Source organism: Humibacter albus DSM 18994 (assembly GCF_000421825.1).
GTDB lineage: Bacteria > Actinomycetota > Actinomycetes > Actinomycetales > Microbacteriaceae > Humibacter > Humibacter albus.
The window spans coordinates 94,256-115,674 of sequence record NZ_ATXT01000020.1 but is presented as its reverse complement, the minus strand read 5'-3'; the positions used below and the strand labels follow the sequence as shown (position 1 = coordinate 115,674).

The following is a 21,419-nucleotide window of genomic DNA, read 5'->3' as shown; positions in this document are numbered from 1 at the left end:
GTTTGACCTGGGGCAGTGGCGTCTTCGTCGGCATCGACCGCGGCCTGCTGGACCGATCCGCCATCCCGATCGGCCCTTCCGAGCGCAGTCGGGTTGCCCACTTTCGGGCGGTGACGGGCGAGACCATGAACATCTTCGCCGCGACCGACGGCGGCCACCCGTCCTCGACGATCAAGCGCGCCAGCCGCAGCCGGGCACGCGGAGTCAGGGCAGCATTAGCGTGGGACACGAGGGCCTCCAGGTTCGTGAAGCGGTTGAACTCAATAGCTCCACTTCACAACCGGAGGTCCTCGCCCCTCAACTCCTCAAAGCCAAGTCACCGAAACAACGTCCCTGGACATCACAGTTGTGAAACTCGTGCCGGGCTGCGGTGCACTCGGCTCGCTGTCGTGTTCGACGGGCTGTGAGCAGGCTGCTCGGCGCAGCAGTTACGCCTGCACCGAGCGACCGGGGAGCATCGCGAGCGCCTGAGAGCGGCGAGTGACGAGCTCGCCGTACGTCCCCTCACGCTCGGCCCAGCGGTGCTCATGCACCGCCTCGACCAGGATCTCGTCGGGTGTCGGCGACTGTGTCAACAGGCTGATGGCCTCGTCGAGGAAGGCGCCGAGATCGACAGCCGCGGGATTCATTTGCTTGGTCTCAGCCGTCGTCGCGACGGCCGGAGGCACGAGCTCGGCGACGCCGACCCCGGTGCCGAGGAGTTGCGCGCGCAGGGACTCCGAGTATGCGTGCACGGCGGCCTTTGAGGCCCCGTAGGTGGGCATGAGGGGGAAGGGCAGGAAGGCGATGCCCGAGCTCACGGTGATGAAGGTGCCCGCACCTCGTGCGAGCAGATGCGGCGTGAAGGCATCGATGACTCGGATCGTGCCGAGCAGATTGATGTCGATCGTCGTCTCGGCGGTCGCGAAGTGCGCGGGGTCGCGCAGATCCTCGACGAGCATGACGCCCGCCATGGTGACGACCGTGTCGAGGCCGGGATGTCGGTCGAGTACGGCATCGCGAGCGCGTGCGACGGAATCGGCATCGGTGACGTCGATCTCGACGACCTCGAGGCCGTCGATCGGGTCGGTGCGACGGCCGCCGACGATTACTGTGCTTCCGGCCGTGGCGAAGCGGCGGGCCAGCCCGAGACCGATGCCCGAGGTGGCGCCGATGATGAAGATGGTGCGGTTGCTGATATCCATGCCTCGACTGTGCGACTGGCGAGTCAAGCCAGCCAGAACCCCGCTTTTCCTGGGACTGGCGGGGCCAGCCTGAACACAGCGTCACAATCACGCTCATTCGAAACGCCCGGCACGTGCGGCCCTGTTACTGGAACAGGTTGTCAGCGCACGACGCGGATGTTGAACGGCTGCCCGTGCAGGCTCTGCATCATGGCGACGAAGAGCAGGAAGTAGTGCTCGGCGGCCCGGGCTGTGGCGATGCCGCCCAGGTCGATCAGCTGCGACCGCTCCCAACCGAGGTCCACGATGAGCGAGGCCACCAACGCTTTCGCGCCCGAATCTTCTCCAGAGAGGAACAGCGATGTCGGCTCGGCGAGCGAGGCCGGATCGACCGTGATGGTGCCGGGTAGCGTGTTCAGCGACTTGACGACCCGCGTGTCAGGAAGGGCAGCCTGCAACAGTTCTCCGAGACTCGCCTCCGGGTACAGCAGGTCGAACTCGGGGGTCACCGCGTTCCCGATGTCGAGCAGGACTCGACCGGCCAGCTCGCTTGCCAGCGGCCTGAGCACATCGAGGGAGAAGGCCGCTTGGAGCGCATTGACCACCAGGTCCGCATCGCGCAACGCCTCGGCCGTGGCGACGACGGGTGCCGATAGATCGGCATGCCTTTCGGGGTCGCGCGACCCGAACGTGACGGTGTCGCCGGCGGCGAGGAACCCACCGGCCAGCGTGGTGGCCATGTGGCCGGTGCCAAGAACTGCAATGTGCATGAGATGCTCCAGTCGGATTAGAATGTTGTTTGAACTCGAACTAGATTGACCGTACAACTAGTTCGAATTGGAATCAAGTCTTGGGGAGCCGTGTGACTGACGAGTTGGATGAGGACGAGCTCGGTGCGTACTTCGGCCTCATCGCGGCTGGCGACCTCCTCCAACGCGCTGTGGCTGCCCAGCTCGCCGAGCACGGCATGACGCCTCTGCAGTTCACGATTCTTGCCACGCTGCTCAACTCGAGCGCCGGCCTGCGAATGAGCGAGCTCGCAGACGTCCTCGTGCTTTCCCGGAGCGGCTTGACGTACCAGGTCACTCAGCTCGAGAAGGCCGGACTCGTGCGGCGTGCCGCGACGTCCGACGACGAGCGGGGTGTCCTCGCCATGCTCACGCCTATGGGTCGCGATCGCGCATTGGAAGCTTTCCCTGGCCACGTCGGGCTCGTCAGGGCGAAGTTCCTCGACCTCCTGCAGCCCAGCGAAATCGACACCATCCGAGAGGCTCTCGACCGGGTCGTGACCGCGTTGCGACGCTCGAAGGCTTGAATCGGCTCAGAAGCCGCAGCCGTGCTCGACTTCCGCGAAAGATGGCGAATTCCTACACCTAGCGCGGCTCACAAGCTATGCAGGGTGCTGGAGACCGAGAAGGACACGCCGGCCGAGCTCTGCCCGTGCAGAACCGGGAGTCGTGCGGATGATTGCGGCGAATTGCTCAGCCAATCGCTTCGTCGTCGTCGACTGAGCTTCCAGTGCGCTCGCGCAGACCATCCGCTGCTCCCTGCGCCATTTCGAGCGCTGGGCGGTACAGGAATGGAACCCAATACGTGCGCTCTGCGATCGCTCCGCCGGGCTCGAAGAAGCCGACGTCAACCAGACGTTTGATCCGCTCCGCTGTCTCAGCACGTGGCGTCTTCCATATCGCTTCGAGACTCTCTAGGTCCTGCTGAGTTCGTTGGCCTCGTAGCGCCTCTAGCCAGTCCTTCAGCCATGGGTACTCGGGACAGATCGTCGTCTGGAGTCGGATGCTCGAGACCTCAGGGTGCGCATCGCGGAATGATTGTGACTCAAAGAAGACATCGTCTGCGATCGCAGCTTGCCCGGTATCGAATCGACCCAATTGCCGATCACGAACCGTGGTGAAGAGGTGGATTAGCTCGCGGGGCGCTGCGACCTTCTTGCCGTCTGCCAAACCTTCCGCCACTGCTCCGTCTCGACGCAATAGCGAGACAAATGCTCAGACTCTTCTTCAGCGGTTCGGCCGCCGAGCTTGATGTCCTCGACGACTGAGCGTTTATCAAGTTTGGCCATGCGATCCAGATTAGAAGATTCATGGATGCGTCGGCGAAGGGCTGCCTGAGTTGGGTTGTTCCCCTCTCATAGACATGCTGTGACGCAGCCCAGCTGCCCATAGCGCATCGCGAAACCGGCCGCCCACGCTGACGGATCGGGTTGCGCATGAGGGTGGTGGGTTAGCTGACCGCCTGGTCCAATTCTTCGCGGAGTGCGGATACCCCTTCGAGGACTACTGGCAGTCCAAGGTGAGCGGTGTGTTCAGCCCGGACTTCGAGCCAGCGATCGCGGGGCATCCGATACCGGTTATGTAGAACAGGCACGCCCTCGCGATCTTTTTCCTCTGTGCCGTCGTCGTAGTAACCGATCTTGCGTGAGGCTGCGTTGGAGGCCGGGTTGTCCGCGAAAGCACCTGTCGTGGCTTCGGCCGCGCCGAGCCCTTCGAAAAGCAGCTGGAGTATGAGCATCCTCATTCGGGTGCCGATACCGTGGCCCTGGAATTCTCGGCCGAGCCACGAGCCGGTGCTGGCGCTTCGGCGGGTATGCCAATCTTTGGAGTTTGCCCCTTGCGACCCCACGACGACGCCGTCGGCGAGCACGGCGAAGTTGAGCCGGAACTCTCCTGGAGCGACCGCGAGCCTCGTGGCCCACTGATACGTCAGCACGCTACGCATGACTTGCTCGGCAGTCCCGCGGGTCCACGGCCTAGCGAACGGCATTCGTTCCGGGTCATGCACCCCGCGGGCGGCCAGGTGAGCGAGTTCGACGATCAATTCGTCATCCATCCAGCGCAAATCGACGTTTCCCGAACTCACGACGACCCCAGCTGCAGGCCACAACTCGACAAGCCCGTTCGATGTCTTCATGGCTCAAGGCTGGCAGACAGACCGGTACCTATGTGCACGACCCATAATGGCGCACCCGAACGAGAACGGGGCCATGACATCGAGCCGACTTCGACCTGATCGCCTCGACATCGAGACCGCGAAGTTCCGCGCTAAATGTCGAATCCGACATCCAACTTGGAACCTACAAAACGACTCCTACACCGGCGCCATGTCCGCAAACCGCGAGAAGTGGCCCTGGAAGGCGACGGTCACCGTGCGGGTCGGACCGTTCCTGTGCTTGGCGACGATCAGGTCGGCCTCGCCGGCACGGGGGTTGTCCTTGTCGTAGGCGGACTCGCGGTGCAGGAGGATGACGACGTCGGCATCCTGCTCGATCGAACCCGACTCGCGCAGATCCGACAGGGCGGGGAGCTTGTCGGAACGTTGCTCGGGCCCACGGTTCAACTGCGACAGCGCGACGACCGGAACCTGCAACTCCTTCGCGAGCAGCTTGAGCGCTCGCGAGAACTCGCTGACCTCCTGCTGGCGGCTCTCGACGCGCTTGCCGCTCGTCATCAGCTGCAGGTAGTCGATCACGACCATCTTGAGGCCGACGCGCTGCTTGAGCCGACGGCACTTGGCGCGGATCTCCACCAGTGTCATGTTCGGGCTGTCGTCGATGTAGAGCGGGGCATCGTTGATACGCCCGCGCGTGGCGGCGATGGTCGTCCAGTCGCGCTGATCGACCGTGCCCTTGCGCATGTTCTGCAGCGGAACGGATGCTTCGGCCGACAGCAGACGCATCGCGATCTCGCTGCGCCCCATCTCGAGCGAGAAGAAGATGGTCGGCAGATCGTGGTGGATGGCGGCCGAACGCGCGAAGTCGAGCGCGAGCGTCGACTTGCCGAGTGCGGGGCGCGCGGCCACGATGACCATCTGGCCCGGGTGCAGGCCATTGGTCAGCTCGTCCAGATCCGCGAACCCGGTCGGGACTCCGGTCATGCTGCCGTCTTTGTGCTTGGCAGCCTCGATCTCATCGATCGCGGCCGTGACGGCATCCGTGAGCGGAATGTAGTCCTCACTCTCGGTCGAGCCCGTCACCGAGTAGATCTCGGCCTGCGCCTCGTTGACGAGCTCGAGCACTTCGCCCTCGCCGGCGTAGCCCATCTGCGTGATGCGGGTGCCCGCCTGCACGAGGCGACGCAGCAACGCGCGCTCGGCGACGATCTCGGAGTAGTAGCCGGCGTTGGCCGCCGTCGGCACGAGGCTCGTGAGCGTGTGCAGGTACTCGGGGCCGCCGGCTCGGCTGAGATCGCCGGTCTTCGTCAGCTCGTCGGTGACCGCGATCACATCGGTCGGCTCGCCGCGCGAGTACAGCGACAGGATCGCCTCGTAGATGACCTCGTGCTTCGGAATGTAGAAGTCAGTGGAGCGCACCGTCTCGACGACGTCGGCGACGGCATCCTTGCTCAGAAGCATCCCGCCGAGGGCACTCTGCTCCGCGAGCAGGTCGTGCGGAGGGGTGCGCTCCGGCGATCGGCCTTCGGATGCGGGTCGGCCGTCAGCCAGACCCAGGTGAGCGATCGACACCCAGACCTCCTGATCCCCCTGCCGGCGCGGCCGGCGGTTGTGCTGTTGTTGTGGTGATGCTGCGCCGCGCCGAGCGCTCCCCGATCGCGTCATCGTCGCGGGCACGACGCGATCGCGGTGACGTTCGGCCGTGCCCCTCCACGGTCTCAGTCACCACTGACAAAGACCGCCTGCGACCCGCTGTTGTCACCGCTACCGGGAACGAACACTCACCCTAGGGAGTGGCCATCGCACGGCACAACTTGTCCTGTGGATAACTCTGTGCACAATCTGGGCGAAACGCCGAGGCCCGTGTGCACAAGGTGTGGGTACTTCTGGGGATAACCAGAATTCTTTCCCTCGGTTATCCGCTCTGACCAGCCATTAGAAGTTCCCACAGCTGTGTGTAAAAACTCGTTGGATGCCTGTGGTCGACGCCGTCCGCGACACTCCCGACATGTGGACAAAGCTTGCGCGAGAGCACTGCTCGGTGCTAGCGCAAACGGTGAACGCGAAGTGAACGGATGCCCTCCCGCGACACGCCGCTCAGGTCTCCGCAGACAGCCCCGCTTCACCGCCGGCGCGAGCGCGCACCCCGCGACAACGGGTCCGCCTCCCGTTCGCGCGCGACTCGATCCGACCGAGAAGCTGCGACGCCCGACGTTGCCGGCGGTCGTCGTGAAAACGGGCCGGCCTCGGCGTTGTCGCGAAAACAGCAAGGATCGCGGGTTTGCTGCGAGAACAGCAGAATTGCTGCTGTTCTCGGCGAATATTGCTGTCCCGGCGGCAGTTGGCCCCGACGCCGTACCGGAAACGCCACGGGCCGCACCCCCGAAGGGATGCGGCCCGGATACGGCGTGCGAGCGACTACTTCGCGGCGACCACCTGGAGGGTGATCGTGGCGTTGATGTCGTCGCGCAGCTTGATGGTCGCCTCGTGCGTGCCGACCGACTTGATCGGTGCGCCGATCTCGATCTTGCGCTTGTCGACGGAACCGATGCCGGCGGCCTCGACCGCCGCGGCGATGTCGGCCGTCTTCACGGAACCGAACAGACGGCCCTCGGCGCCGGCCTTGACCGACAGCTTGACCTTGTTGGCCTCGAGCTTCAGCTTGAGGTCCTGCGCCTCTTCGATGGTCGCGTGCTCGCGAGCGGCACGTGCGGACTTGATCTGCTCAACCTGCTTCTCGCCGCCGCGGGTCCACGCGATCGCGAAGCCCTGCGGAATGAGGAAGTTGCGGGCGTAGCCGTTCTTGACCTCGACGACGTCACCGGCCGAACCGAGGCCGGAGACCTCGTGCGTCAGAATGAGTTTCGACATGGGTGACTCCTAACGGCCCGAGCCCGCGTACGGCAGCAGAGCCATCTCGCGGGCGTTCTTGACGGCCTTCGCGATGAGACGCTGCTCCTGCACGGAGACACCGGTGATGCGGCGAGCGCGGATCTTGCCGCGCTCCGAGACGAACTTGCGCAGGGTGGCGACATCCTTGTAATCGATGACGCCCACGTGGACGGTCTTCGCCGGAGCGGCGTTCTTTCCGTCCTTGCCCTTGCGGATCGGCTTGCGGCGGTCGCCGCTCGACTTTCCAGCCATGGTTTTTCCTTAGAGGTAATCGGTGGGGGAGGAGGGCACATGGCCCGGCTCCGGACGCACCGGGAGAACTGTTCTTAGAACGGGGTCTCGTCGTTGTAGCTGCCCGGCGCGTTCCACACGTCGGCGCTGTTGGAGGAGGACCCGGTGGACGGCGCCCACTGGTCGTCGCTCGGCGCACCGCCGACGCGGCCGCCTCCCGAGGACTGCGCGCGCGTGACGGATGCGGTGGCGTAACGCAGCGACGGCCCGATCTCATCGATCTCGAGCTCGATCGAGGTGCGCTTCTCGCCCTCCTTCGTCTCGTACGAACGCTGCTTGAGCCGCCCGGAAGCGATGACCCTTGAGCCCTTGGTCAGCGAACCCGCCACGTGCTCGGCGAAGTCACGCCAGACGCTCGCGCGCAGGAACAGAGCTTCGCCATCTTTCCACTCGCCCGAGGCACGGTCGAACGTGCGGGGCGTGGATGCGATGGTGAAGTTGGCAACGGCCAGTCCGTTCTGCGTGTACCGCAGCTCCGGGTCGGCGGTGAGGTTGCCCACCACGGTGATGATGGTCTCGCCTGCCATCGGATTAGGCGCTCGCCTTGTCGGCCTTGCGGGCCGCCTTCTCGTCCGCGCGCTTCTGCGCGGCGGCGACCTGGGCGATGGCTTCCTCGGCACGCAGCACCTTCGTGCGCATGACTGCCTCGGAAAGGTTCAGCTGTCGGTCGAGCTCCTTCGTGGCATCCGAGTTCGCCGTGAAGTCGACGACGGCATAGATGCCTTCGCCCTTCTTGTTGATCTCGTAGGCCAGGCGACGCTTGCCCCACACGTCGACGTTGTCGATCGTGCCGCCATCCGTACGGATCACGTTGAGGAACTTGTCAAGGCTGGGAGCAACGGTGCGCTCATCGATCTCGGGATCGAGGATGACCATCAACTCGTACTGATGCATGACTAACCCACCTCCTCTGGACTAGAACGACTGCAGGATCTCTGCAGCAGGAGGGTATGTGCATCGTTGTCCACGCGCGAGCGGGCGCCCGCAGGGACAACCCTCCAAGAGTACCGGATGCCTTCCCCATCAGCGAATTCACTGCATTCGTTCCCGGTATGGGGCATCCGTCAGGTCGAGATCCGGCCGCGAAGCGCACGACGGGCCGCCGCGAAAACAGCAGGTCGTGCCGAGAACAGCAGAGAACTCGCTGTTCTCGGCGCGAGAGCGCGATCGTTGCTGTTTTCGCCGCCGCCCGTCCCACCGCGCGCTCCCGCTGCGCCCACCCGCCTCCGCTGCAGCCGCCCGCTCCCGCCACCGCCGCAGCCGCCCGCTCCCGCCACAGCTGCAGCCACCCGCTCCCGCCACGGCTGCAGCCACCCGCTCCCGCCACGGCCGGCCGCTCCCGCCGCCGCGGCCGCCTGCTCCCGACCCCAGGCCCGCCGCCGTCCTGGGAGGGCGCATGCGTCGATGGGACCGCCTCGCGGTGAGGTCCGTAGTCTGGTGACATGGACGGCACACCCCTGCGCATCGCGATGGTGGCGCTGCACACGTCGCCGTTCGCCGCCCCGGGATCGGGCGACGTGGGCGGCATGAACGTGCTCGTGCGCGCGACCGCGGAGCGAATGGCGGCAGAAGGCCACCACGTGGAGGTGACGACGCGCCGATTCTCTCCCGACCTGCCCGCCGTGAGCACCAGGCCGTCCGGGGTCGTGCTTCGGCTCATCGACGCCGGCCCTGCGCAGCTGCGACCGAAGGCCGAGCAGGAGGACTTCATCGCGGCATTCCGCGCCGGGCTGGATGCCGTCGGTCCCGTCGACCTCGTGCACTCCCATCACTGGCTGGCCGGCATGGCGGGGCTCTCGTTCGCCCGGGAGCGCTGCGTTCCGCACCTGCAGAGTTTCCACAGCATCGCCGCTGATCCGGCCACCGACCTCAGCCAGGGGGAGCGGCCGGAGTCTGCGGGAAGGCTGGCCGGCGAGGAATGGCTGGCACGGGCATCCGATGCCGTCATCGCAGTCAGCCACGCGGAGGAGCGGACCGTCGTCGAGCGTCTGCACGCCGATCCTTCCCTGGTGCACGTCGTGCTGCCCGGAGTGGATGCCACGCTCTTCCACCGCGCGTCGCGTACCGTCGATCCGCGCCCCTACGTGGTCACCGCCGCGCGCCTCGAGCCGCTCAAGGGCCTCGATCTCGCCATCGCGACGATCGCCGCCATGCCCGACGATCTGCGGCCGGATCTCGTCATCGCCGGCGGGCCGACCGACGGCTACGAATGGCACCTCGGCGAACTGCAGCGCCTCGCCGTCGACCTGGGCGTGGCGGACCGCGTGCGCTTCGCCGGGCCCCTTTCGCGCGAGGCACTGGCCGAGCTGTTCGCACACGCGTCGGCCGTGCTGGTGCCCTCGCATTCCGAGACATACGGGCTCGTCGCGCTGGAAGCCGCCGCGAGCGGCGTCCCCGTTCTCGCGGCCGACTCCGGAGGACTTCGCGAAGCCGTCAACGGCCGAGCAGCTGCGCTGATGCAGACACGCGACCCGCGAGCCTGGGCAGCGCGGCTGACGACGCTCCTGCAGGATCACGAGCACTGGCGCGCGCTGTCGGAGTCCGCCCTGCGACTGGCGCGCGAGCGCACCTGGGAACGATCGGCCAGGGAGACGGTGGCCGTCTATCGGCACCTGCTGCACCACGCCGACGACCACCACGCGGTTCCCGTCGGCGAACCGTGGCGGGACTGCGCGTGAGCCGTTCCGCCGGCGGTTCCCCGCTCGACGGCGACCCGTACCACAACGTGCGTTCCGTGCTCTTCGTGCACGCGCACCCCGACGACGAGACCCTCTCGACCGGGGCGCTGATCCTGATGCTGATCGCCGAGGGCGTTCGCGTCGACCTGCTCACCGCCACGCGCGGCGAGCGCGGCGAGGTCGTTCCCGCGCTCCGAGCGAAGGTGGGGAGCGACGCGAACGTGCTCACCGGCATCCGTCTCGATGAGCTCGATCGCGCCGTCGATGTGCTCGGCATCACCCGGTCTCACTACCTCGGCGAGCCGCCGGCGCGTGCAGCCGGGCTCGCGGCCCGCCGCTACACCGACTCCGGGATGCGCTGGGTCACCCCGAGCGTCGCCGGTCCCGTGGACGACGCCCCCGAGGATGCCCTCACCCGCGCCCCCGAGTCCGAGATCGTCGCCGACGTGCTCGCGTTCCTGCAGCACTGCGCGGCGCGGGATCCGGCCGGACCCGACCTCGTCGTGAGCTACGACGACCACGGCGGGTACGGGCATCCGGATCACCGCGCCATTCGCGCAGCCGCGCTCACCGCGAGCCGTCTCGCCGGCATCCCGTTCGTCGAGGTCGTGCCGGCGGGCACAGCTGGGGCTCTCACGATCGACGGTTCGACGCACCTGGCTCGCCTGAAGGATGCCCTCCACGCCCACGCCACGCAGCTCACGGTCGACGGCGATCACGTCGTTCACTCGGGGGGACAGCGCGAGCCGATCGTGACCGCGGTCGGCGTGCGCCGCATCAGCTGAGGCTGCAACAGCTGGCCGTGCCTCGGCATAACGTCGGCCGGACTGCCGTCCATGGCCCGCCGTCCATCGGCCTGCCGTCCATCGGCCATCGTGCACCGCACGAGCCGGGCGCTCGTAACCCGCGAGGCCGGTTACGCGATCAGTTGCCCTGCGCCGCCCACCACTCGCGCAGTCGCCGCTCGGCCTCGTCCGGGTCCTGCGGCCCGTCGTCCAGGCGCAGGTCGAGCAGGAACTTCATCGCCCGTCCGACGTCCGGCCCGGGTTTCAGGCCGAGGATGCGCATCACTGCGGTTCCGTCGAGGTCCGGACGCACGGCATCCAGCTCCTCCTGCTCCTTGAGCTGCGTGATGCGATCCTCGAGATCGTCGTACGCGAAGCCGAGCCGGTCGGCCTTGCGGCGGTTGCGCGTGGTCACGTCGGCGCGCGTGAGCTCGTGCAGCCGCTCGAGCTGGTCGCCGGCATCCCGCACGTACCGGCGCACGGCCGAGTCGGTCCAGGCGCCGTCGGCGTAACCGAAGAACCGCAGGTGCAGTTCGATGAGCCGGGTGACGGCATCCACGGTCTCGTTGTCGAACCGCAGCGCGCGCAACCGCTTACGTGCCAGCTTCGCCCCGACGACGTCGTGGTGGTGGAAGCTCACGGCACCGCCGGCCTCCAGCCGCCTTGTCGCCGGTTTGCCGATGTCGTGCAGCAGCGCGGCGAGGCGCAGAGGCACGTCGGGCTCCTCGCCGGGGTGCCGCTCCTTCTCATAGCCGATGGCCTGATCGACGACAGTGAGGGTGTGCCGGTAGACGTCTTTGTGGTGGTGGTGCTCATCGATCTCGAGCCGCAGCGCCGGCAGCTCGGGCAGGATGCGCTCGGCCAGTCCCGTCTCGACGAGCAGTTCCAGCCCGGCGCGGGGCTCGTCGCTCGACAGCAGCTTGACCAGCTCATCGCGCACGCGTTCGGCACTGACGATCTCGATGCGATCGGCCATCTCGCGCATCGCCGTCACGGTGTCGTCGCTCACCGCGAAGCCGAGCTGCGAGGCGAATCGTGCCGCGCGCAGCATGCGGAGCGGATCGTCGCCGAACGAGACCTCCGGGCTGATGGGCGTGCGCAGCACCTTCGCCAGCAGGTCGTCCACGCCGTTCGACGGGTCGACCAGCACCACCTGCGGCACGCGCAGCGCGAGCGCGTTCACGGTGAAGTCGCGCCGCACGAGGTCGCCCTCGAGTGTGTCGCCGAACACCACCTCGGGCTTGCGCGTCGCGCCGTCGTAGCTGTCGGCGCGGTACGTGGTGATCTCGACGGTGTCGTCGCCGATTCGTGCGCCCACGGTGCCGAACTGGCGGCCGATGTCCCACCAGGCATCCGCGAGCGGCTTCACGATCTCGATGGTGCGCTCCGGCCGCGCGTCGGTCGTGAAGTCGAGGTCGTGCACGCGCCGGCCGAGCAGCGCATCACGAACGGGACCGCCGACGAGCGCCAGCTCGTGTCCCGCCTCCGCGAAGGCCAGGGCAAGGCGCGACACGACGGGCGACTCCGCCGTTTCGCGCAGGCGCGCGAGGGACTCGGCGACGCTCTGCATAGTGCACGCCAGTCTACCGGCGCTGCGGGGAGGCATCCCTGTTCCCCTTGCGCATAACGGATGCGTGTGAGCACGCCGCACAGCGCCTCACGCCCCGTAATTCCCCGGCTGCCTCCCCGTACAATTGCGCTCATGCTCCCCGACGACCCCTGTGCTGCCGCATGCGGCTGATCCGGGGACGACGGGGAGCCAGCCGCAGCGCACTGCTGGCGGCGTGCGTCGCCGCACTGCTCGCGCTGGTGGGTGCGGCGCCCGCGCAGGCCGCGGCCCTGGGCGCTGCGGGGAGCGCGGCAGCAGGCTCCGCCGGGCCGGCATCAGGCTCCTCCGCCCTCGCGTCCGCGGCGCCGAGCGCACACGCGAATGCGGAGGTGAAGGCGGACTCCGACACCGTCTCCCTCTACGCCGGAGATGCGGGCACGACATCGCCCGGTGCGGCCGTGACCGTCACGGTGAGTCTCGGCAACGCCACCCCGACGCCGGTCGACACGGGGTCCGTCGACATCGCCATCACGACAGGCCCGCTCGCGACCCGTTCGGCCTTGGATGCCTGGACCTCGCCGAGCGGAGATCACCCGGCCACGCGCGTCATCGCCACCGATCTCACCCCGGCCGTGCCACCGGGCACGACCGAGCGCGTGGCGAGCGTCACCATCCCGGCGAAGACGGTTGGGCTCAGCGGAGGGTCCGCCGTCTACGGGCTGAAGGCCACCATCACCGAGGCGTCGGGCGCGGTGGGGACCGGATATTCCACGCTCGCATACACGGGTGACACCGTGCAGAACAAGGTTGGGCTCGCGGTCGCGATGCCGATCACGGTGCCGCCGACGGCTGCCGGGCTCATCTCGAGCGACGAGCTCGCCGCCTACACCGGCACGGACGGCCTGCTCACCCGCCAGCTCGCCCTCGCCGAGGAGCATCCGGCGATGGCGATCGGCATCGATCCGATGATCATCGCGTCGATCCGCGTGCTGGGAGATTCCGCGCCGCAGAGCGCACGCAGCTGGCTGCAAGACCTCGCCGATCTGACGAACGACTCGTTCCCGCTCCAATACGGCGACGCCGACGTGGCGACCGAGCTGCAGTCCGGCTTCACCTCGCTGCTCGCCCCGACCTCGTTCGCGTACGCACTCGATGAGAGGAACTTCTCGTCACCGCTGTCGGTCGGAGAGACTCCGTCGCCGACTCCGACGGCCACGACCAATCCGTTCGTGACGCCGACTCCCACCGCGACCGCGTCGTCGAAGCTCCCGACGCTCGAGTCCCTGTTGGCCTGGCCGTACACGTTCGCCGGCATCGCCTGGCCCGCCGATGACAGCCTGCGGGGCAGTGATGTGGAAGACCTGGTCGGCGCCGGATATCCGTCCACCATCGTGTACGGCTCTAACACGAACGCGTCGACGCTGGGCGTCACGCCGAACGCGCCGCTGTCGGTGAAAGGCGGCACGGCGCTGGTGGCCGACCAGGGCGTGAGCGACGCGCTGCGTCGCGTGGTCGGTGCGACGAACGCCGACGAAGAGAACGCGGCACTGGCATCCGTGTCGGCCCAGCTGGCCGAGATCGATGGTCAGAGCGACGGGAACACGATCATCCTGGCGGCGCTCGACCGTGACTGGCCGTCCGGCTCGTCGGAGGCCAACCGTGGTCTGACCAGCGTGTACAACCTCCCTTGGGCCCAGGTGTCCTCACTGCGCGACGCGCTCAACGCCCCGCACACCGACGGCCTCGCGCTCAAGGACGTCACGCAAGACGCCGACCGCACAGCCAACGTGAAGACCCTCACTGCTGATGCGGGCAGCATGGATGCCTTCGCCACCGTTCTCTCGGACCCCGCGCTGCTCACCGGCAACACGCGCAACCAGCTGCTGACGCTGCTCGGTGTCGGCTGGCTGCAGTCGGAGAACAACTGGCCCGCGGCGGTGTCGAGCTTCACTGCCAAGGCGCGGCAGACGACATCCTCGGTCAATATCGATCCGACAGGCAAGATCACCGTCGCGAGCGCGCAGAGTCTCATTCCGGTGACCGTGACGAACAGCTTCAGCATGCCGGTCAACGTGGTGCTGAGGGCGACCCCGTCCAACGGCCGTCTCGAAGTGGACTCGGACACGTCGAAGACCATCCCCGCCAAGGCCAGCGCCAAGGTGCTCGTGCCCGTGAAGGCCAAGCTCGGCAACGGAAGCGTGAAGCTCAGTCTGCAGCTCTACAGCCCCACCGGACTCAAGGTGGGAACGGGACAGACCGCGGCCGTCGAGGTGCATGCCGACTGGGAGGGCCTGGGCGCCCTCATCCTCGGCATCGCGGTCGTGCTGTTCTTCGGCTTCGGCCTGACCCGCAGCATCGTGCGGCGCATCAGGGGGAGGGGCAAGGATGCCTCGCCCTCCGATTCCGACGCGCCCGACGACATCGACACACCCGTCACCCGCGACGACCCTGACACAGCCGGCGCGCCCGACGCCGGCGACGACGGTGTCGCTTCCCCCGTGCCCGACACCAGCGACGACGGTGTCGCTTCCCCCGTGCCCGCTGAGCGGAGCGCGGAGCGCGGAGTCGAAGCGCCAGCACCTCCGGAGAGCCCGGCACACAGCGACGAGGGAGACCAGCGTGGCTAGTGTCGGTCGGGCGAGCGCGATGCTCGCCTCGGGCACGATGGTCTCCCGCGTGCTCGGATTCGTGCGCTCGTGGGTACTGATCCAGGCGATCGGCGTGGTCGCGATCGGCGCCAACGCCTACGGGACAGCAACGCAGGTGCCGAACAGCATCTACGCGATCATCGCCCAGGGCATCCTGAGCGCCATCCTCGTGCCGCAGATCGTGCGTGCCTCCGTGCACGCCGATGGCGGCAAGGGCTACATCAACAAGCTCGTCACGCTCGGCATGGTCATCTTCGCGACCGTCGCCCTCGTCGCCACGCTCCTGGCGCCGTACCTCGCTCAGTTGTTCGGCGCTCGCGGCGCGTATGCCGACCTCGTGACGGCGTTCGCCTATTGGTCGCTGCCACAGATCTTCTTCCTCGGCCTCTACACGTTGCTCGGCGAGGTGCTGAACGCTCGCAAGTCGTTCGGGCCGTTCACCTGGGCGCCCGTGTTCAACAACGTCGTCAGCATCTCGATGCTGGTCGTCTTCATCCTCACCTTCGGCACGGAGGTGCAGCATCCGCGCACTCACGCAGAGAGCTGGAGTCCTGCCATGGTCGCCGTGCTCGGTGGCGGAGCCACTCTCGGCATCGCCGTGCAGGCGGTCGTGCTGTTCTTCTTCTGGAGGAAGGTCGGCCTGAAGTTCCGCTTCGACTTCCGCTGGCGAGGCGTCGACCTGGGCACGGCGGGCAAGGCCGCCGGATGGACGTTCGCGATGCTCATCCTCACGCAGATCGCCGGGGTGATCGAGACGAACGTCGCGAACACGGTGGGCGACAGCGGGAACGTCGCGTCGGTCGCGGCGATGACCCAGTCCTGGCTCATCTTCATGCTGCCGCACTCGATCATCGCCGTCTCCATCGTGACGGCCTACTACACACGCATGGCCGAGCACGCGCATCGCGGCGACTTCACCTCGTTCCGTGCCGACTTCTCCACCGCCACCCGCACTATTTCTGTTCTGATCAGCTTTTTCTCTGCCGCGATCATCGTCGCGGCCTACCCCATCGCGACCGTGTTCACCCCCACCGCCTATAGCCAGATGGGCAACGTGCTGATCGGCTACGCGGCGGGCCTCATCCCGTTCTGCGTGCTCTTCGTCATCCAGCGCGCGTTCTACTCGCTGGGAGACACCCGCACCCCGTTCTTCTTCACGCTCGCGCAGGTCGTGGTCGTCGTCGCAGGCGTGCTGCTCTGCCTGCTGGTCGCCCCGGAGTTCCGCGCGATGTCCATCGCCTTCGCCGTCTCCGCCGGGGGCACCGTGCAGGCGATCATCGCCGCCGTGCTGTTGCGCCGTCGCATGCACGGGGTCGACGGGCGCCGCATCCTGAACGGACTCTGGCGCTACGTGCTCTCCGCCATCGTCGCTGGCGCGGCGGGCTTCGCTGTGCTCCTGCTCCTCGGCGGCACGAGCGGCGGTTTCGCGGTCGCGAACCGGCTGACCGCCGTCGTCGCGATCGCCGCGATCGGCGTCGTCATGCTGCTGATCTACTCCGGGATGCTGCGTCTTCTGCGCACCGAGGAGTTCGCGCTCGCCTGGTCGGCTCTGCGCAGCCGGATGCCTGTCCGTTCGCGTCACTGACGCCGCGTCACGCCGCTCGCCCCGCGGCACCTCGGTGCGGAATAGCATCCGCCTACACTGTGTTGCACAGGACAGCGAGCGAACCGGCATCGGGAACACGCCCGCAGGCGCCCGTCCAGAGTCGCGAGTCGGCTCGTCGGGTGCCGCAGAACGAGGAGTGCACGTGCGGCAGATCATCATCATCGGCTCGGGACCCGCGGGATACACCGCCGCCATCTATGCGGCGCGCGCGAACCTCGAGCCGCTCGTCATCGCGAGCTCGGTCGAGGCCGGCGGCGAGTTGATGAACACCACCGAGGTGGAGAACTACCCGGGTTTCCCCGACGGCATCATGGGGCCCGACCTGATGGCGAAGTTCCAGGTGCAGGCGGAGAAGTTCGGCGCCGAGGTGATCTACGACGATGTGGTTTCACTGGAACTCGCCGGCGAAGTCAAGAAGGTCACGCTGGGCAGCGGCGAGTCCTACGAGGCGAAGTCCGTCATCTTCGCGACCGGATCCGCCTATCGCAAACTCGGGCTCCCCGAGGAGGAGCGCCTCTCCGGGCACGGGTTGTCGTGGTGCGCCACGTGCGATGGCTTCTTCTTCCGTGAGAAGACCATCGCCGTGGTCGGAGGCGGTGACTCGGCGCTGGAGGAAGCGACGTTCCTCACCCGGTTCGCCTCCAAGGTGTATGTGATCCACCGGCGCGACGCACTGCGGGCATCCAAGATCATGCAGGACCGTGCGTTCGAGAACGACAAGATCGAGTTCATCTGGAACAGCGAAGTGGCGTCCATCAATGGTGACGCCGCTGTCGACGGTGTCACACTTCGCGACACCGTCACGGGGGAGCAGCGGGAGTTGCCTCTCGAGGGCCTGTTCGTCGCCATCGGAAACGACCCGCGCACGCACCTGGTGCACGGGCAGCTCGACCTCGCCGAAGCCGGCACGATCGCGGTCGATGGCCGCAGCTCCAAGACGAATGTCGCGGGCGTCTTCGCCGCCGGCGATGTGATCGACCCCACCTACCGTCAGGCCGTGACCGCCGCCGCCAGCGGAACGGTCGCCGCTCTGGATGCCGAGCACTACCTCGCCGCAGTGGAGCAGGCCGAGAGCGAGTCCCTCGCCCTCACCCACTGAGCCTCCGGGCGAGCCCGGAATCCGATCCGAAAGAAGGAGAACAATGTCCACCGCCAAGTCCGTCACCGACGCGACGTTCCAGCAGGATGTGCTCGAGTCCGACAAGACAGTCCTGGTCGACTTCTGGGCCGAGTGGTGCGGTCCGTGTCGCGCCGTCGCGCCGATCCTCGACCAGATCGCCGCTGAGCACGGCGACAAGCTCGAGATCGTCAAGCTGAACGTGGACGAGAACCCGCAGACCGCCGTGAAGTATCAGATCACGTCGATCCCGGCGCTCAAGGTCTACCGCGGCGGCGAGGTCGTGAAGACCGTCATCGGCGCCAAGCCGAAGCCCGCCCTCGAAGCCGACCTGGCCGCCTACATCCAGTAGGTCGGTCGCAGGCTCGCACGCCCGTCCGGCATACGCCGGGCGGGCGTTCTGCATTTCGCTGACCCTGCGCACTCCTCGAAAAGCCCACAGCGGGCATCCCATAACATGGAACACACTCCCAGAACGGAATGACACGTGATCGACTCCGGCAGCTCGCACAGCGCGGGCAACAATCTCGACCCCTGGTACTCGCACTATGCGCAGCGCACGAGCGGCCTGGCCGCCAGTGAGGTTCGAGCTCTGTTCGCCGTGGCCTCGAGGCCGGAAGTGGTCTCCCTCGCGGGCGGCATGCCCTACGTGTCCGCGCTCCCCGAAGACCTCGTCGTCGGGGCGATGGATCGCGTGATGCGCGAGCAGGGCCCGGTCGCGCTGCAGTACGGATCCGGTCAGGGGGTTCCCCTGCTCCGTGAGCAGATCACCGAGGTCATGGCGCTCGAGGGGATCAGCGCCAGCGCCGACGACGTCATCGTCACGACCGGCTCGCAGCACGGCCTCGAACTGTTCGCCAAGCTGTTCCTCGACCCCGGCGATCTCGTCCTCGCCGAAGGGCCGAGCTACGTGACGGCTCTCGTCATCTTCAAGTCCTATCAGGCCGAGGTCGACCACGTTCCGATGGACGAGCACGGGCTCATCCCGGATGCCCTCCGCGAGCACATCGCGAACGCTCGCGCCGTCGGCCGTCGCATCAAGTTCCTGTACACGATCCCCACCTTCCACAACCCCGCAGGCGTGACGCTCACGTGGGAGCGCCGACTGGAGATCCTCGAGATCTGCAAAGAGAACGGCATCCTGGTGCTGGAGGACAACCCGTACGGACTGCTCTATTTCGGCCAGAAGCCGCCGGCGGCCATGCGCTCGATCGACGAGGACGGGGTTGTCTACCTCGGGACCTTCTCCAAGACGCTGGCGCCCGGTTTGCGCGTCGGCTGGGCACTCGCCCCGCACGCCATTCGCGAGAAACTGATCCTCGCCAACGAGGCGGCGGTTCTCAGCCCCAGCTCGTTCACGCAGCTCGTAGTGTCGCAGTACCTGGCCGAAGCGGATTGGCGCGGCCAGATCGACACCTTCCGCGGCGTATACCGGGAGCGCAAAGAGGCGATGATCTCCGCCCTCGAAGAACATCTGCCGGAGTTGAGCTGGACCAACCCGAACGGCGGCTTCTACGTCTGGCTCAGCTTGCCTCAGACACTGGACTCGAAGGGGATGCTTCCCCGCGCCGTCACGGAACTCGTGGCGTACACGCCGGGCACCGCGTTCTACGCGAACGGCGACGGTGCCCAGAACATCCGCCTTTCGTTCTGTTATCCGACGCCCGAGTCGATCAGGATCGGCGTGCGTCGCCTGGCCAACGTGGTCAACGACGAACTCGATCTCCTCGACACGTTCGCCGGCACCGTTTCACTCCGCACCGATCGCGCGACGGCGAACACTTTCCCGCCCTCCGACCTTCGCTGAATACCGAAGAGAGCAGCATCATGACGGATTTCGAACGCTTGAATGTGCTCGTCCTCGCCGGCGGTATCTCTCACGAGCGGGATGTTTCGCTGCGATCGGGTAGACGTGTCGCCGACGGGCTGGCCGCGCACGGGCACCGTGTCACAGTGCGTGAACCCGACGGCAGTCTTCTCTCCGCGATACGGGAGATCGATCCGGATGTGGTGTGGCCGGCTCTGCACGGAGCCAGCGGTGAGAACGGAGCGCTTCGGGCGCTGCTCACCGCTGCCGGCGTGCCGTTCGTCGGTGCCGACGCGGAGTCGGCCCGACTCGCCTGGCTCAAGCCTGTGGCGAAGACGATTGCGGCCCGGGCGGGCGTCGCGACCCCGGCATCCGTGACCCTTCCCACGGAGACCTTCCGAGAGCTCGGCGCCGTCAGTGTTCTCGAAGGGCTCGGGGATGCCCTCACCACCCCGCTGGTCGTGAAGCCGGCGGAGGGCGGGTCGGCTCAGGGCGTCACGTTCGTCGACGACATCGCTGATCTGCCGCGTGCTCTCGTCAACGCCTACACCTACAACGACGTCGCGCTCATCGAGCGCCGGGTGACCGGAATCGAGGTCGCCGTCACCGTGCTCGACACGGGCGCTGGTCCGGTCGCGCTTCCCGCTGTGGAGATCGTGCCGCGTGACGGCGCCTACACCTTCGAGGCGCGGTACAACGCCGGCGAGACGAGCTTCTTCACCCCCGCTCGACTGACGGAGGCCGCCACGACGGCTGTGGCAGAAGCCGCCATCGCGGTCCACGAAGCTCTCGGGCTCCGCCACCTCTCGCGCGTTGACCTCATCGTCGACCCGGATGGCGTGCCCTGGTTTCTCGAGGCCAACGTTCTTCCGGGTCTGACCGAGACTTCGTTGGTCCCCTTGGCGATCGAAGCCGCCGGATTCGACCTCGGTGCCGTCTACGCGGGCCTCGCCGAGCAGGCTATCCGTGACGGTGTCTCACTTGTCGGGTGACCGATCCGGCACCATGTTTCACGTGAAACATCGCTGTGCCCCTTCCGGCACTATGTGAGACCCCCCGCACAGCAAGCAAGTTCTGCACGCCGCCCGTGGCTCTCTCTCCTCGGAGCATCGAAGGTCGCCATCCCTGTCTTCTGTTGTCGACGGGAACCCAGCCGGCGCCGGCCTGGAATCGGCACACTTCTCCACGGTGGCGCGGCCGACCGCGACTCCGGCGACCGCTCGGGCTCATGCCCTCAGGCGTTCACGGCTCCAGCCATTCCCACTTCGGAGATAGCGAAGCCGCAGATGGTCCCGATCCTCGCTCCCTTGCCAGAACTCGACGCTGTCCGGACGAATCCGCCACACGACCCAGTCGGGTGAGACGAGGTCGGGGTCGCGCTCGATGCGGGCTTTGGCCTCGCCCACCAAGCGACGGTGTTCCTCGTCGGATGCACTTTCTCCTCCCGCTGCGGACGCGAAGACCAGGGCGCGCGAGTCGGGATGCCGCGCCAAGAAGTCTCGAGCAGAGTCCTGCGGCGAGGCGGGGCGAGCAACGCCGCGCACCCGAACCGAGCGGGCCAGCGGCGACCAGTAGAACGTCAACGCGCATGCCGGATGAGCCGCCAGTTGCCGACCCTTCGCCGAGGTCGACATGGTCGCGATCTCGAACTCGCCGGACGCGGTGACGTTCTTGACGATCAGGACGCGCGCATCCGGCCGCCCGTGCGTGTCCACGGTCGACAGTGTCGCGGCATGCGGCTCCGCCACGCCACGCTCGATCGCTTCGTGCAACCAGTCGATGAAGAGCGCACGAGGATCCTCCGGTGCACGCTGCGGATCCCACGGCGGGGGATCGCCCACAATCGCGGGAAGTGAGCGCAGAAGATCGCGTAGGTCGGGCACGCTGTCGATCCTGGCACGTCACTCTCGATGATGCGACGCTCTCAACAATGCACCCCACTCGCGACGAACCACATGTTTCACGTGAAACATGTGTGT

Annotated in this window: 21 protein-coding genes; 9 read left to right on the top strand and 12 right to left on the bottom strand. The window is 67.0% G+C overall.

The genetic code is table 11. The features are described 5' to 3' along the window. The 3 genes from H623_RS21575 to H623_RS0116880 all read right to left on the bottom strand — a co-directional run. On the bottom strand, positions 1-229 hold a 229-nt coding region (locus H623_RS21575; RefSeq protein ID WP_022901997.1), incomplete at its 3' end, for an IS481 family transposase. A 199-nt stretch (positions 230-428) separates the two neighbouring features. Then, positions 429-1,184, bottom strand: coding sequence for an SDR family oxidoreductase (locus H623_RS0116885; protein ID WP_022902108.1), 756 nt, complete (start codon positions 1,182-1,184; stop codon positions 429-431). Positions 1,185-1,324: 140 nt separating this feature from the next. Further along, a complete protein-coding gene (locus tag H623_RS0116880; RefSeq protein ID WP_022902107.1) occupies positions 1,325-1,933 on the bottom strand; it encodes an NADPH-dependent F420 reductase in 609 nt (202 codons plus the stop codon). A 92-nt stretch (positions 1,934-2,025) separates the two neighbouring features. Here H623_RS0116880 and H623_RS0116875 point away from each other — a divergent pair, with 92 nt between their 5' ends. Beyond that, positions 2,026-2,478 (top strand): MarR family winged helix-turn-helix transcriptional regulator, encoded by a 453-nt coding sequence (locus H623_RS0116875; RefSeq protein ID WP_022902106.1) that lies wholly within the window; start codon positions 2,026-2,028, stop codon positions 2,476-2,478. Between the two features lie 166 nt (positions 2,479-2,644). Here the strand turns inward: H623_RS0116875 and H623_RS0116870 are convergent, their stop codons facing one another. The 7 genes from H623_RS0116870 to rpsF form a co-directional block, all read right to left on the bottom strand. After that, the gene (locus tag H623_RS0116870; RefSeq protein WP_022902105.1) at positions 2,645-3,133 is read right to left on the bottom strand and encodes a hypothetical protein; all 489 of its coding nucleotides are present in this window, start codon (positions 3,131-3,133) and stop codon (positions 2,645-2,647) included. 268 nt (positions 3,134-3,401) lie between these two features. After that, complete coding sequence (locus H623_RS0116865) at positions 3,402-4,088, bottom strand: GNAT family N-acetyltransferase (protein WP_022902104.1); 687 nt, start codon at positions 4,086-4,088, stop codon at positions 3,402-3,404. 177 nt (positions 4,089-4,265) lie between these two features. Beyond that, positions 4,266-5,639 carry a replicative DNA helicase gene (gene dnaB, locus H623_RS0116860; RefSeq protein WP_022902103.1) on the bottom strand — a complete coding sequence of 458 codons (1,374 nt, stop codon included), beginning with the start codon at positions 5,637-5,639 and terminating at the stop codon, positions 4,266-4,268. Positions 5,640-6,485: 846 nt separating this feature from the next. Then, on the bottom strand, positions 6,486-6,938 hold the full coding sequence (gene rplI, locus H623_RS0116855) for a 50S ribosomal protein L9 (protein ID WP_022902102.1): 453 nt from the start codon (positions 6,936-6,938) through the stop codon (positions 6,486-6,488). Between the two features lie 9 nt (positions 6,939-6,947). Next, positions 6,948-7,211, bottom strand: a complete 264-nt coding sequence (rpsR, locus tag H623_RS0116850; RefSeq protein WP_022902101.1) for a 30S ribosomal protein S18 — start codon at positions 7,209-7,211, stop codon at positions 6,948-6,950. 74 nt (positions 7,212-7,285) lie between these two features. Beyond that, a complete protein-coding gene (locus tag H623_RS0116845; RefSeq protein WP_022902100.1) occupies positions 7,286-7,777 on the bottom strand; it encodes a single-stranded DNA-binding protein in 492 nt (163 codons plus the stop codon). A gap of 4 nt (positions 7,778-7,781) precedes the next feature. After that, complete coding sequence (rpsF, locus tag H623_RS0116840; RefSeq protein WP_022902099.1) at positions 7,782-8,144, bottom strand: 30S ribosomal protein S6; 363 nt, start codon at positions 8,142-8,144, stop codon at positions 7,782-7,784. A gap of 548 nt (positions 8,145-8,692) precedes the next feature. Between rpsF and H623_RS20670 the strand changes: the two genes are divergently transcribed. Both H623_RS20670 and H623_RS0116830 read left to right on the top strand, forming a co-directional pair. Then, entirely contained in the window at positions 8,693-9,928 is a 1,236-nt protein-coding gene (locus H623_RS20670; RefSeq protein WP_022902098.1) for a glycosyltransferase, read from the top strand. Beyond that, positions 9,925-10,713, top strand: a complete 789-nt coding sequence (locus tag H623_RS0116830) for a PIG-L family deacetylase (protein WP_245559018.1) — start codon at positions 9,925-9,927, stop codon at positions 10,711-10,713. The genes H623_RS20670 and H623_RS0116830 overlap by 4 nt, the downstream gene beginning before the upstream one ends. Before the next feature lie 139 nt (positions 10,714-10,852). Here the strand turns inward: H623_RS0116830 and H623_RS0116825 are convergent, their stop codons facing one another. Continuing rightward, entirely contained in the window at positions 10,853-12,283 is a 1,431-nt protein-coding gene (locus H623_RS0116825; RefSeq protein ID WP_022902096.1) for a CCA tRNA nucleotidyltransferase, read from the bottom strand. 161 nt (positions 12,284-12,444) lie between these two features. Between H623_RS0116825 and H623_RS20665 the strand changes: the two genes are divergently transcribed. The 6 genes from H623_RS20665 to H623_RS0116795 all read left to right on the top strand — a co-directional run bounded on the left by H623_RS20665 (position 12,445) and on the right by H623_RS0116795 (position 20,432). Further along, a complete protein-coding gene (locus H623_RS20665) occupies positions 12,445-14,889 on the top strand; it encodes a DUF6049 family protein (protein WP_022902095.1) in 2,445 nt (814 codons plus the stop codon). Next, the gene (murJ, locus tag H623_RS0116815) at positions 14,882-16,495 is read left to right on the top strand and encodes a murein biosynthesis integral membrane protein MurJ (protein ID WP_022902094.1); all 1,614 of its coding nucleotides are present in this window, start codon (positions 14,882-14,884) and stop codon (positions 16,493-16,495) included. Before H623_RS20665 ends, murJ begins: the two co-directional genes overlap by 8 nt. Positions 16,496-16,658: 163 nt before the next feature. Then, positions 16,659-17,615, top strand: a complete 957-nt coding sequence (gene trxB / locus H623_RS0116810) for a thioredoxin-disulfide reductase (protein WP_026940495.1) — start codon at positions 16,659-16,661, stop codon at positions 17,613-17,615. A 43-nt stretch (positions 17,616-17,658) separates the two neighbouring features. After that, the gene (gene trxA / locus H623_RS0116805) at positions 17,659-17,985 is read left to right on the top strand and encodes a thioredoxin (RefSeq protein WP_022902092.1); all 327 of its coding nucleotides are present in this window, start codon (positions 17,659-17,661) and stop codon (positions 17,983-17,985) included. Between the two features lie 135 nt (positions 17,986-18,120). Continuing rightward, positions 18,121-19,440, top strand: a complete 1,320-nt coding sequence (locus H623_RS0116800; protein WP_022902091.1) for an aminotransferase-like domain-containing protein — start codon at positions 18,121-18,123, stop codon at positions 19,438-19,440. Positions 19,441-19,460: 20 nt separating this feature from the next. Then, positions 19,461-20,432 (top strand): D-alanine--D-alanine ligase family protein, encoded by a 972-nt coding sequence (locus H623_RS0116795; RefSeq protein WP_022902090.1) that lies wholly within the window; start codon positions 19,461-19,463, stop codon positions 20,430-20,432. Between the two features lie 234 nt (positions 20,433-20,666). On the opposite strand, the gene H623_RS0116790 is transcribed toward H623_RS0116795, so the two are convergent. Further along, entirely contained in the window at positions 20,667-21,323 is a 657-nt protein-coding gene (locus tag H623_RS0116790; protein WP_022902089.1) for a pyridoxine/pyridoxamine 5'-phosphate oxidase, read from the bottom strand. Positions 21,324-21,419 lie beyond the last annotated feature (96 nt).